Below are 11,678 nucleotides of genomic sequence, written 5' to 3' on the forward strand. Positions count from 1 at the left end.
TAATAACAACAACAATCCAGGAGACACCCCCCATGTTTGGCATGTCCCACGAGACGTTCCTGCTGCTCGATGCGGTGGTCACGGTAATCGGCCTGATTATCCTGATCACCAAATTCAAGATTCACCCCTTCATTGCCCTGACCATCGCCGCCGCCTTCCTCGGCCTGACCTCGGGCATGCCGATCAACACCATCATCAAGGCGTTCCAGGACGGCTTCGGTGGCGTGCTCGGTTTCGTCGGCATCATCCTCGCCCTGGGCACCATGCTCGGCAAGATGATGGCCGAATCCGGCGGCGCCGATCAGATTGCCCAGACCCTGATCCGCGCCTTCGGCAAGGATAAGGTCCAGTGGGCGATGATGTTCGCTGCGTTCCTGGTGGGCATTCCGCTGTTCTTCGAAATCGGCTTCGTGCTCCTGATTCCGCTGGTGTTCATCGTTGCGCGGCGCACCGGTGTGTCGATCATCAAGATCGGTATACCGCTGCTCGCCGGCCTCTCAGCGGTGCACGGTCTGGTGCCGCCGCACCCGGGCCCGCTGCTGGCCATTGGCGTGTTCGGCGCGGACATCGGCAAGACCATTCTTTACGGTCTGATCGTCGCGCTGCCTACCGCAATCATTGCCGGTCCGATCTTCGGTACCTTCATCGCCAAGCACATCCCGGGTCACCCGAATCAGGAGTTGGTCGATCAACTGGCCCGTGAAAACGATTCGGCCAACCTGCCAAGCTTCAGCATCACCCTGGTCACCGTGCTGCTGCCGGTGTTCCTGATGCTGCTGAAAACCTTCGCTGACGTGGCACTGCCGGACGGCAACTTCTTCCGCATCTGGATGGACATGATCGGTCACCCGATCTCCGCACTGCTGCTGGCGTTGCTGCTGTCGCTGTACACCTTCGGATACAAGCAGGGCATCGGTTCCAACCAAATGCTCAAATGGCTCGACGCAAGCCTGGCGCCTACCGCTGCGATCATTCTGATCATTGGTGCGGGCGGTGGCTTCAAGCAGATGCTGGTGACCAGCGGCGTGGGTGACGTGATCGGCCACATGGCGGTCAGCGCGCAGATCTCGCCGATCCTGCTGGCATGGCTGGTGGCGGCGGTGATTCGTATCGCCACCGGTTCGGCCACTGTGGCGACCATCACTGGCGCGGGTATTGTGGTGCCGGTTGTCGGCATGATTCCGGGCGTCAACCGTGAGCTGCTGGTGTTGGCCACCGGCGCCGGCTCGCTGATTCTGTCCCACGTCAACGACGCCGGTTTCTGGCTGGTCAAGCAGTACTTCAACATGACCGTGGCCGAAACCTTCAAGACCTGGACCGCGATGGAAACCATTCTGTCGGTAGTGGGCCTGGGCTTCATCCTGCTGTTGTCGCTGTTCGTTTAAGCGGCCGTTTGCAGGCACAAAAAAACCGCAGCGATGCGGTTTTTTTGTGGGTAATGAACTTGTAAACACGGCACCTGTAGGAGCTGTCGAGTGAAACGAGGCTGCGATCTTTTGATTGTAAAAAACAAGATCAAAAGATCGCAGCCTTCGGCAGCTCCTACAGGGGATGTGTGTCAGTTATTTGCTAACTAACCCATCCGCGCGGAACATCCCGCGAATCCCGCGCACGGCCTGGCGGATGCGGTCCTGGTTTTCGATCAGCGCGAAGCGCACGTGGTCATCGCCGTACTCACCAAAGCCAACCCCCGGCGAGACGCAGACCTTGGCTTCGGCCAGCAGTTTCTTGGCAAACTCCAGCGAGCCCAGATGCGCATACGCCTCGGGAATTTTCGCCCAGACATACATCGACGCTTTCGGGTTCTCGACCATCCAGCCCAGTTCATGCAGGCCCTTCACCAGCACGTTGCGACGCTGACGATACTGCTCGGCGATGTCGCGCACGCATTGCTGATCGCCTTCCAGTGCGGCAATCGCCGCCACTTGCAGCGGTGTGAAGGTGCCGTAGTCGTGGTAGCTCTTGATCCGCGCCAGCGCGCTGACCAGTTCCGGGTTGCCGACCATGAAACCGATGCGCCAGCCGGCCATGTTGTAGCTCTTGGACAGGGTGAAAAACTCCACCGCAATGTCCTTGGCCCCCGGTACCTGCATGATCGACGGCGCTTTCCAGCCGTCGTAAACGATGTCGGCGTAAGCCAGATCGTGCACCACCAAAACGTCGTACTGCTTGGCGAGGGCGATCACCCGCTCGAAGAAATCCAGTTCCACGCACTGCGCGGTCGGGTTCGACGGGAAGCCGAGGATCATCATTTTCGGCTTGGGAATCGAGCCGCGAATGGCCCGCTCCAGCTCATCGAAGAAATCCACCCCCGGCACCAGCGGCACCGAACGCACCTGAGCGCCGGCAATCACCGCGCCGTAGATGTGAATCGGATAGCTCGGGTTGGGCACCAGCACCGTGTCGCCCTGGTCCAGTGTCGCCAGCATCAAATGCGCCAGGCCTTCCTTGGAACCGATGGTGACAATGGCTTCGCTTTCCGGGTCGATATCGACTTCGTAACGCTGCTTGTACCAGTTGGAAATCGCCCGGCGCAGGCGCGGAATGCCTTTGGACGTCGAGTAACCGTGAGTGTCTTCGCGCTGGGCGACCTGCACCAGTTTTTCGACAATGTGCGGCGGCGTGGCGCCGTCGGGATTGCCCATGCTCAGGTCGATGATGTCTTCACCACGGCGGCGAGCGGCCATTTTCAGCTCGGCAGTGATGTTGAAAACGTAAGGGGGGAGTCGATCTATGCGCGCAAAGCGGCGCGGCGAACCTTGTTCGGCCATTGTTGCCTCGGATAACGTAAGCGCCCGGAACCGTCCGAGCGACGCTGGTCACTGCGGTGACCTGTGGCGGAAGATAAGGGCAGTGATGGCATACTGTCCAGCGCGGTTGTAAACATTTTTTTCAAGGAAAATCGGTCAATGGAATTCACCAGCGGCTTCTTGCTGAGCCTTTCGCTGTGCCTGGATATCGGCGTAGCCAACATCGCGATGATCACCCTGGCCATGCAGCGCGGCTACTTTCAGGGCTTCGCCCTGGGCCTGGGCACCTGCGTCGGCGACCTGATTTATGCGGTGCTGGCACTGGCCGGCATGACCGTGCTGCTGCAATACGAAACCGTGCGTTGGGTGCTGTGGATTGGCGGCTCGGCGCTGCTGATCTACTTCGCGGCGAAGATGATTTACTCGGCGATTCACCATGAAGCGCTGCTGGCTGAAACGGCGGAAGTGGGGCAGAACTCCCATCGCAAGGAATTCTTTCGCGGCATCTTTCTCGCCATGTCGTCGCCCAGTGCGATTCTCTGGTTTGCTGCTGTCGGCGGTACGTTGATCGCCCGATCCGGTGGCGGCGGTCCGTTGAGTTCGGCGCTGTTTTTGGGCGGCTTTCTTTGCGCCGGGCTGCTGTGGTCGGCCGGTCTGTGCTTCGCGGCGAGCCATGGCGGCAAGCTGCTGGGCGACAAGCTGCTGCGCTACTCCTATCTGGCATCGGCGGCGATCTTCTGCTATTTCGCGGTCTACGTGATCGTTTCCGGATACAACGAGTTTGTCGGCTCGGGCGCCGTCGAGCAGTTGCATTCGCTGTAAACGTGCGAAACGGGTCGGGCTTTCTATACTCCCAGCCGAACCCACTTTTCCGTTCTGAGGAGTCGCGTCATGGATGAACAGAAACGCGTCGAAATAGCCGAACCTCGCTTCGAACATGGGCAGTTTCTGCTGATTGCCGGTTTCGGCGGGCGGTTCACTCAGCAAACCACCGAAGACATTCCCGCGTTGTGGGAAAAACTGATCCCGCACTTGGGAAAAATCCCCGCGCAAGTCAACGAAGTGACCTACGGCGTTTGCTGCAACGCGGACGGCGAGGGCGGTTTCGAATACATCGCCGGTGTGCAGATCGACAAACTCGACGACCTGCCTGAAAAATACCGCTGGGTTGAAATCCAACCGCAGCAATACGCAGTGTTCGAGCACAAGGGATCACTGACGCAACTCCCCGACACCTTCCAGTACATCTGGAATACTTGGCTGCCGCAGTCCGGTTACGAAGCGGCGGACGCCCCGGAATTCGAGCGCTACAGCGAGGATTACAACCCGAAACTCAACACTGGCACGCTGGAAATCTGGCTGCCGATCAAGGCCTGAGCGGCTTAACAATCGAGGCGGAGCATGTCCGCCCCGATGGTTCTGCTTTATGCTGGCGGGCCTTGTTTGCACAGATTTTTGAGCTGCCATGAACACCGTGATCCGCAACGTCAGCGCCGCCGACCTCGACCGCTGCTACGCCATCGAAACCGTCGCCTATGAAGGCGACGAAGCCGCCACCCGCGAAAAGATCGCCACGCGCATCGCCACCTGGCCGGACGGCTTCATCGTCGCCGAGGTGGACGGCGTGGTCGCCGGTTTCATCAATTCCGGCGCGGCGTTTGACGTGCAGATGTCCGACGAGGCCTTCAAGGAACTGATCGGCCACGACCCGAAAGGCCCGAACGTGGTGATCATGTCGGTGGTGGTGCACCCGGATTACCAAGGCCAGGGCCTGGCCAAGCGCCTGCTCGGCGAGTTCATCGAGCGCATGCGCGCCATGGACAAAGCGACAATTCATCTGATGTGCAAGGAACAGCACATCGCGCTATACGCAGGTTTCGGTTTTGCCTACATCAAACCGTCCGAATCCGACCACGGCGGCATGGCGTGGCACGAGATGATCCTGACCCTGTAACGGCCCGTGGAGATCCCTTGTGGGAGCGGGCTTGCTCGCGAAAGCGCTGGGTCAATCAACATCAATTTACATGACACACCGCCTTCGCGAGCAAGCCCGTTCCCACATTAGATTGCGGTGGGTCAGTAGAGGCTATCGAGCACCCGTTTCGGCGCTTCACGATCGTAGGTGTCGGCGTCGAACTGGCCATCATTCAGGCGCTTGTGAAACGCGCCAGCAGACGGCAGCGCCGAGCGCGGCTGGTGCGTTTCGGGATTCCACGCATCCGAGCGCACAAAGGCTTTCGAGCAGTGAAAGAACGCTGCGTCCACCGTCACCAGCAACACGGTTTTCGCCGGTTTGCCATTCACCGCAAAACTCTCAAGCATTGCCGGTTCATCGCTGATCAAGGCCGTGCCATTGACCCGCAATGTCTCGCCGATCCCGGGAATGATGAACAGCAGCGACACCCGCGAATCGTGCAGCACATTGCGCAGAGTATCGATGCGGTTGTTGCCCGGGCGATCCGGCAAGGCCAATGTGCGTTCGTCCAGAATCCGCACGAACCCGGCCTTGTCACCGCGCGGCGAATTGTCCAGGCCGTCGGCGCCGATCGAGCTGACGATCACCAGCGGCGACAGCCGTACCATCGCTTGATAATCCTCGTTGAGAAAGCCGATCTGCTTGCGCACGGCACGTTCGTGGGGTTGGCCGTAAATGGCTTCCAGTGCTTCGATTGAATCGATCATCCTGCATCCCTCTACGATCTAAAAAAACAGCCCCATCCGCCGCTCGTAACCGATCCGGCCCTTGTACGCTTCGCCGCTGTCGACGTAGCCATGCTTGGCGTACAACGCAATCGCCGCCTCATTGTCGGCATCCACTGACAATTCCAGCCCCTTGATTCCCGGCCAGGCCTGGCGCGCGATTGCGGGCAGTGCTTGCAGGCAGGCCTTGCCGTAGCCTTTGCCTTGCGCGCGCCGATCGACCTGCAGAGCATGCAATGTGGCGCTGTGTTCGTCGGCCCAGTCGGGCAATACCGGCGGGCGCTTGAGCAGCAGAAACGCCACCGGTACGTCGTCCGCCAGCAGGGCAAAACCTTTCACGCCGGGGCCGGGTTTCGACAGCAGGGTGTGCAAGGCTCCGTGGATGTCACCGGAGAACTTGATTTGCTCGGGGTGGATTTCAATCGCCGCGACTTGCTCACGCTGCAAAGGGCTGAGGCTGTCGTAAGGCACGAGTTGGGCTGACACGGGAATTTCCTTTTTCCTACAAGGAGTGAACCTCGGATTCTAGCGACATTGTCGTCGGTGAATTTTTTTTGTTTGCCCTGTCGATCTGCGCATTGGGCAAACGACTAAAGGTGTCTTCACAACAAAAACCACGGAGAACACCATGAGCGCACAAAGCGAAATCCAGACCCTGATCAACACCTACCGCGAAGCAGTGATGGCCAAGGACGTCGAGAAAGTCATGGCCCTGTACGCCGACGACATCGTCTCGTTCGATGCGATCAAGGCCCTGCAATTCAAAGGCAAAGCGGCGTACCGCGCGCACTGGGTCGAGTGCATGGAAATGTGCCCCGGCCCGCACATCTTCGAGTTCCACGAAATCGCCATCGAAAGCGCCGACAACATCGCTTTCGCGCACTGGGTGGCCAATTGCGGCGGCACCAACGACAAGGGTGAAACCCAGAGCTGCTGGATGCGCGTGACTGCATGTTATCGGCAGGTCGGCGGGGCGTGGAAGATTGCCCACGAGCATTGGTCGGCACCGTTCGATCCGATGAGCGGCGCGACGCTGTTTGATGTAACCCCCTGATCTTCAGCCATAGTTGATCCGTTCGAATCAGGAGATCACCATGAAATACCTATGCCTGGTCTACAGCGATGAACGCCTGCTGCACACCTCGCCGGACAGCCCGGAGGACGCCGAATGCTGGGCCTACGCCGAGTCGATTCAGGGCAGCGGGCGGATGATCGCCGCCGAAGCGCTGGAATCGGTGGAGACCGCCACCACGGTACGCATGCGCAACGGCAAGGTGTCGATCACCGACGGGCCTTTCGCTGAAACCAAAGAGCAACTGGCCGGTTTCTACCTGATCGATGCCAAGGATCTCAACGAAGCCATCCAGGTTGCCGGCAACATTCCGGCAGCCCGGGTCGGTAGCGTTGAAGTGCGCCCGGTGCGGCAGTTGAATGTCTGACGTCAGGGCGCGGGTCGAGCAGGTCTACCGCGAGGATTCGCGGCGGATTCTGGCCACGCTGATCCGCCTGCTCGGTGATTTCGACCTCGCCGAAGAGGCCTTGCACGAGGCGTTCTTCGTCGCGGTCGAGCGCTGGCAGCGCGACGGCGTGCCGGATAACCCGCGTACCTGGCTGGTCTCGACCGGGCGTTTCAAAGCCATCGATGTGTTGCGTCGGCGCGCGCGGTTCAAGGCGTCGCAACCGTTGCTGCTGGCGCAGCTCGATGAGCTGGAACAGGCTGACTGGAGTGGCGAAGACGTGGAAGACGATCGCTTGCGGCTGATCTTCACCTGCTGCCACCCGGCACTGGCCGCAGATGCGCAGGTGCCGCTGACCTTGCGCGAAGTCTGCGACCTCACCACCGAGGAAATCGCCCGTGCTTTTCTCTCGGCGCCGGCGGCGATTGCCCAGCGCATCGTCCGCGCCAAAGCCAAGATCCGCGACGCGAAAATCCCTTATCAAGTGCCCACTCTGAACGAATTGCCCGAGCGCCTCGACAGCGTGTTGCGGGTGATTTATCTGGTGTTCAACGAAGGCTATTCGGCTTCGGTCGGCGCCGAGCTGACCCGCGAGGACCTGACGCGCGAAGCGATTCGGCTGGGGCGCTTGCTGATGGAGTTGCTGCCGGAGCCGGAAGTCATGGGTTTGCTGGCGCTGATGTTGCTGCACGAATCACGCCGGCCGGCACGCACCTCGCCGAGCGGTGAACTGGTGTTGCTCGACGATCAGGATCGCTCGTTGTGGGATGCCGGGTTGATGGCTGAAGGCTGCGCGCTGGTGGAGCGCGCCCTGAGTACGCGGCGTTTCGGACCCTATTGCCTGCAAGCGGCGATTGCAGCGGTGCATGCCGAAGCGCCGTCGGCGGCGGAAACGGACTGGGAGCAGATTGTCGGTCTGTATGACGTGCTGCTGCGCGCGGTGCCGTCGCCGGTGATCGAGCTGAACCGGGCGGTGGCGGTGGCCAAGCGTGATGGGGCGTTGGCCGGGTTGTTGTTGGTAGAAGGGATTTTGGCGCGTGGGGAGTTGCAGGATTACCACTTGGCGCATTCGGCGCGGGCGGAGTTTTGCCGGCAGTTGGGGCGGGTCGAGGAGGCGCGTAGCGCTTATCTTCGCGCGCTGGAGCTGACGCGGCAGGCGCCGGAGCGGCGGTTTATCGAGGGGCGCCTGAGGGGCCTGGGTTGATCTGGAAGCTGAGTCGGTGCGGCTGGCCCTTTCGCGAGCAGGCTCGCTCCCACAGGTGATTGCATTGCTCTTTTTGGAAGGCTCGCTCCCACAGGTGAGCGCATTCCTTTTTTTGGAAGGCTCGCTCCCACAGGTGAGCGCATTTCAAGTGTGGGAGCGAGCCTGCTCGCGAATGGCAGCACCGCTTATTCAAGCATCTTGCTGAGCAACCAACTCCCCGCCGGCCCCGGCGGATACAAGCGCGACCACAGGGCGTCGACAAACACCGGTTTCGGCCAGCCGCGCACATTCAGCTCAATCAGCGAATCATTGGCATAACGCTGCACCAGCCACCTCGGCAGCGGTGCCCAGCCAAAGCCTTTTTCAGCCATCTCCAGCAACATCAGATAACTCGGCGCCGACCACACCCGGCCTTTACCACGGCTGTCATACGGATTAACGATGGTCGCCAGGCGCAACTCGCGATGTTGCTCGAGGATCTGCTGGTCGACATGCTCAAGCTTGGCCAATGGATGCTCGCGGCTGACGAACAGGGCAATCTCCGTGCGCTCGGCCACGGTCGAGGTCACCAGGTCCGGCGGGTAGTTGTCCTGCATTTCCGCGAAGGCCAGATGCGCTCGACCGCGCTGCACCAGTTCGATCAGGTCGTCACATTCGGCAATCAGACATTCCAGCTCCAGCTCCGGGTAACGCTGCTCGAAACCCACCAGTGCCGCCTCGAAACGATAGGACTGATAGGTATCGGAAATCGCCACGGTCAGCTTCGGTTCCACACCTTGGGCCAATTGCCGTGCGCTCATTTCCAGGCGACTGGTCGCGGCCAGAATCGCCTCGGCTTTCTGCAGCATCACGTGGCCGGCAGGGGTGAGTGTCGGTTTGCGGCTGCTGCGGTCGAACAGTTGCAGGTCAAGATCGATTTCCAGACTGGCGACCGCCGCGCTGATGGTCGATTGACTGCGGCCCAATTTACGCGCCGCTGCGGAAAACGAGCCTTGCGTCGCCGCCTGGACAAACGCCAGCAGCACTTCCTGGGAAGCCATGAACTATCGCCCTGATCGATGGTTATTGGTTATGAAGTATCGGTATTCGGTTGGATCATGGCAACCATCGTCAAACAAGGAGTCAAGCCATGACTGCCCACAAGTCCATCACCGAACGTGTTTTCCAGGCGGTTGGTTTCGAGTTTCTCGCGATCTTGATCTGCACGCCGCTGCTCGCATGGATCATGCAAAAGCCGCTGCTCGACATGGGCGCGGTGACCGTATTGATTGCGCTGTTGGCGCTGGCGTGGAACGTGGTGTTCAACCGTTTCTTCGACCGTGCATTGGCGCGGATGAATCTCGCGCACAACGCGTGGGTCCGTGTAGTGCATGCGTTGCTGTTCGAAGGTGGGCTGATCGTGATGGGCGTGCCGCTGATTGCCTGGTGGCTGTCGGTCAGCCTGTGGCAGGCGTTGTTGCTCGACATCGGCGTGCTGCTGTTTTTCCTGCCGTACACCTACGTCTATCACTGGGGCTATGACGTACTGCGCGAGCGCTTCATCGCGCGCCGCACCTATGGAACCTGACGCCGATCCTCCTGTAGGAGCTGCGGAACGCTGCGATCTTTTGATCTTGTTTTTGAAAAATCAAAGTCAAAAGATCGTCCGATCGCGGCCCGAGCCTTCGGCAGCTCCTGCAGATTCGGTGTTTGAAGTCAGAGAAACATGCCGCCGGATGCCTCGACCCGCTGACCGTTGATCCACTGTCCGCCCTCTGACAGCAGCAGCGCCAATGCGCCGCCAATATCATCCGGCAGCCCCACACGACCCAGCGCAGTGTTGCTGGCGACCATCGCGTTGACGGCACTGTTGTCGCGCACCGCGCCGCCGCCAAAATCGGTTTCAATCGCACCCGGCGCCAGAATGTTCACGCCAATCTGCCGCGCGCCGAGCTCCTTCGCTTGATAGCGGGTCAGCACTTCCATCGCACCTTTCATTGCCGCATAAGCGCTGTACCCCGGCAGGCTGAAGCGGGTCAGGCCACTGGAGACATTGACGATGCGCTCACCGTCGTTGATCAGTGGCAGCAGTTGCTGAGTCAGGAAAAACGGTCCTTTCAACTGTACGTTCATCAGCAGATCGAACTGCTCCGGCGTGGTTTCGCTGAACAGCGCGTGCACGCCGATGCCGGCATTGTTGATCAGGAAATCAAAGCGCTGACGCTCAAAGGTTTGCCCCAATACCTGTTCAACCTGCGCGGCAAACGCGGCAAAGTTTTCGCTGCGGCCGACGTCCAGTTGCAGCATCGCCGCGTTCGCGCCGAGTGCCTGTAATTCGCTGACCAGAGTCTGCGCTTCGTCAGCGCGGCTGTTATAGGTGCCGATGATGTCGATGCCTTGCGCGGCGAGGTGCAGGGCGGCGCTTCGGCCGAGGCCACGACTGGCGCCAGTGATCAATGCGATTTTGCGATTCATGCGGACTTCCTCGATTGCGTTGAGTGGGGATGGAAGAAGTTTATTTATCCGCCCTGAGGTGATAAACACAGCAAAAGCGGAATCACTGATCGGCTCAGCCGAACAATCACCGGGGCTTTTCATGAACAAACTTGAACTGCTGCGAACATTCGTCAGGGTCAGCGAACTGTCGAGTTTCACCCTCGCCGGTGAAAGCCTCGGCCTGCCGCGTTCCACCGTGTCCGAGCAAGTGCAGGAACTCGAAGCCTTGCTCGGCACGCGGCTGTTGCAGCGCACCACGCGCAAGGTGCAGGCCACTCAGGACGGCCTGGTGCTGTATGAGCGCAGCAAGGACTTGCTTTCGCACATGGATGAGATCGAAGGGCTTTTTCGTCAGGACGAGGCGTCGCTGACCGGGCGCATCCGCGTCGATATGCCGAACATCCTCGCGCGACGGTTGATCATGCCGCGCCTGCCGGAATTCATGGATCGCCACCCGAATCTGCAGATGGAAATCAGCAGCACCGATCGCCGTGTCGATCTGCTCAGCGAGGGTTTCGACTGCGTGTTGCGCATCGGCGCGCAGCCGGATCAGTCGGTGGTCGCCCGGCATCTCGGCGATTTCCCGATGGTCAACTGCGCCAGTCCCGCTTATCTGCAACGCTACGGCGTGCCGCAGTCGCTGGAGGATCTGGCGCAGCATCGGCTGGTGCATTACGTCGGCGTACTGGGCTCGCGTTCGGAGGGGTTCGTCTATGAGGAAAACCGCGAGGTGCGGCGCGTGGCGATGGCTGGCAGTGTCACGGTCAACAGCACCGATGCCTACGAAGCGGCGTGCCTGGGCGGTTTCGGCCTGACCCAGGTACCGCGCACCGGCATGCAACCGCATCTGGAAAATGGCCAACTGCTGACCGTACTGCCGCAATACACCGCACCGCCGATGGCGATTTCATTGTTGTATGCGCGCCAACGACATTTGCCGCTGCGGGTGCGGGTGTTCATGGATTGGCTCAGCGATGTGGTCCGCTCAACGCTCTGACTGACCCAAACCGAGTCAAATGTGGGAGCGGGCTTGCTCGCGAAGGCGGTTTGTCGGACGCATCTGTATCACCTGACACACCGCCTTCGCGAGCA

The 11,678-nt window shown here is 60.3% G+C and carries 14 protein-coding genes; 9 read left to right on the forward strand and 5 right to left on the reverse strand.

What is annotated here, in order from left to right; all coding sequences use genetic code 11:
- Positions 1-32: 32 nt before the first annotated feature.
- Complete coding sequence (locus tag AC4IHP_RS26575) at positions 33-1,385, forward strand: GntP family permease (protein WP_016773551.1); 1,353 nt, start codon at positions 33-35, stop codon at positions 1,383-1,385.
- A 177-nt stretch (positions 1,386-1,562) separates the two neighbouring features.
- On the opposite strand, the gene alaC is transcribed toward AC4IHP_RS26575, so the two are convergent.
- On the reverse strand, positions 1,563-2,771 hold the full coding sequence (gene alaC, locus AC4IHP_RS26580; RefSeq protein ID WP_490833153.1) for an alanine transaminase: 1,209 nt from the start codon (positions 2,769-2,771) through the stop codon (positions 1,563-1,565).
- Between the two features lie 138 nt (positions 2,772-2,909).
- Between alaC and AC4IHP_RS26585 the strand changes: the two genes are divergently transcribed.
- From AC4IHP_RS26585 to AC4IHP_RS26595, 3 genes are all read left to right on the forward strand, one after another.
- The gene (locus tag AC4IHP_RS26585) at positions 2,910-3,572 is read left to right on the forward strand and encodes a LysE family translocator (RefSeq protein ID WP_016773553.1); all 663 of its coding nucleotides are present in this window, start codon (positions 2,910-2,912) and stop codon (positions 3,570-3,572) included.
- Between the two features lie 69 nt (positions 3,573-3,641).
- The gene (locus tag AC4IHP_RS26590; protein WP_490833154.1) at positions 3,642-4,127 is read left to right on the forward strand and encodes a GyrI-like domain-containing protein; all 486 of its coding nucleotides are present in this window, start codon (positions 3,642-3,644) and stop codon (positions 4,125-4,127) included.
- Between the two features lie 88 nt (positions 4,128-4,215).
- A complete protein-coding gene (locus tag AC4IHP_RS26595) occupies positions 4,216-4,704 on the forward strand; it encodes a GNAT family N-acetyltransferase (RefSeq protein WP_016773555.1) in 489 nt (162 codons plus the stop codon).
- 122 nt (positions 4,705-4,826) lie between these two features.
- Here AC4IHP_RS26595 and AC4IHP_RS26600 read toward each other — a convergent pair whose 3' ends face one another.
- Both AC4IHP_RS26600 and AC4IHP_RS26605 read right to left on the reverse strand, forming a co-directional pair.
- A complete protein-coding gene (locus AC4IHP_RS26600) occupies positions 4,827-5,432 on the reverse strand; it encodes a pyridoxamine 5'-phosphate oxidase family protein (RefSeq protein ID WP_490833155.1) in 606 nt (201 codons plus the stop codon).
- Between the two features lie 18 nt (positions 5,433-5,450).
- Positions 5,451-5,936, reverse strand: a complete 486-nt coding sequence (locus tag AC4IHP_RS26605; RefSeq protein ID WP_490833156.1) for a GNAT family N-acetyltransferase — start codon at positions 5,934-5,936, stop codon at positions 5,451-5,453.
- Positions 5,937-6,078: 142 nt separating this feature from the next.
- Between AC4IHP_RS26605 and AC4IHP_RS26610 the strand changes: the two genes are divergently transcribed.
- From AC4IHP_RS26610 to AC4IHP_RS26620, 3 genes are read left to right on the forward strand one after another with little or no spacing between them, the layout of a single operon-like run.
- Positions 6,079-6,504, forward strand: coding sequence for a YybH family protein (locus AC4IHP_RS26610; protein WP_024014040.1), 426 nt, complete (start codon positions 6,079-6,081; stop codon positions 6,502-6,504).
- A gap of 40 nt (positions 6,505-6,544) precedes the next feature.
- Positions 6,545-6,889: a YciI family protein gene (locus AC4IHP_RS26615; RefSeq protein ID WP_039758054.1), complete on the forward strand. Its 345-nt coding sequence runs from the start codon at positions 6,545-6,547 to the stop codon at positions 6,887-6,889.
- Complete coding sequence (locus AC4IHP_RS26620; protein ID WP_490833157.1) at positions 6,882-8,111, forward strand: RNA polymerase sigma factor; 1,230 nt, start codon at positions 6,882-6,884, stop codon at positions 8,109-8,111. The genes AC4IHP_RS26615 and AC4IHP_RS26620 overlap by 8 nt, the downstream gene beginning before the upstream one ends.
- Positions 8,112-8,296: 185 nt before the next feature.
- Here the strand turns inward: AC4IHP_RS26620 and AC4IHP_RS26625 are convergent, their stop codons facing one another.
- Positions 8,297-9,151 (reverse strand): LysR family transcriptional regulator, encoded by an 855-nt coding sequence (locus AC4IHP_RS26625; protein ID WP_460120906.1) that lies wholly within the window; start codon positions 9,149-9,151, stop codon positions 8,297-8,299.
- Between the two features lie 89 nt (positions 9,152-9,240).
- Here AC4IHP_RS26625 and AC4IHP_RS26630 point away from each other — a divergent pair, with 89 nt between their 5' ends.
- On the forward strand, positions 9,241-9,678 hold the full coding sequence (locus tag AC4IHP_RS26630) for a multidrug/biocide efflux PACE transporter (RefSeq protein ID WP_460120903.1): 438 nt from the start codon (positions 9,241-9,243) through the stop codon (positions 9,676-9,678).
- 128 nt (positions 9,679-9,806) lie between these two features.
- Here AC4IHP_RS26630 and AC4IHP_RS26635 read toward each other — a convergent pair whose 3' ends face one another.
- The gene (locus AC4IHP_RS26635; protein ID WP_490833158.1) at positions 9,807-10,565 is read right to left on the reverse strand and encodes an SDR family NAD(P)-dependent oxidoreductase; all 759 of its coding nucleotides are present in this window, start codon (positions 10,563-10,565) and stop codon (positions 9,807-9,809) included.
- A gap of 121 nt (positions 10,566-10,686) precedes the next feature.
- Between AC4IHP_RS26635 and AC4IHP_RS26640 the strand changes: the two genes are divergently transcribed.
- Positions 10,687-11,583 (forward strand): LysR family transcriptional regulator, encoded by an 897-nt coding sequence (locus AC4IHP_RS26640; protein WP_490833159.1) that lies wholly within the window; start codon positions 10,687-10,689, stop codon positions 11,581-11,583.
- Positions 11,584-11,678 lie beyond the last annotated feature (95 nt).

The sequence above is a fragment of the Pseudomonas sp. UF-293 genome (genome assembly GCF_058245595.1).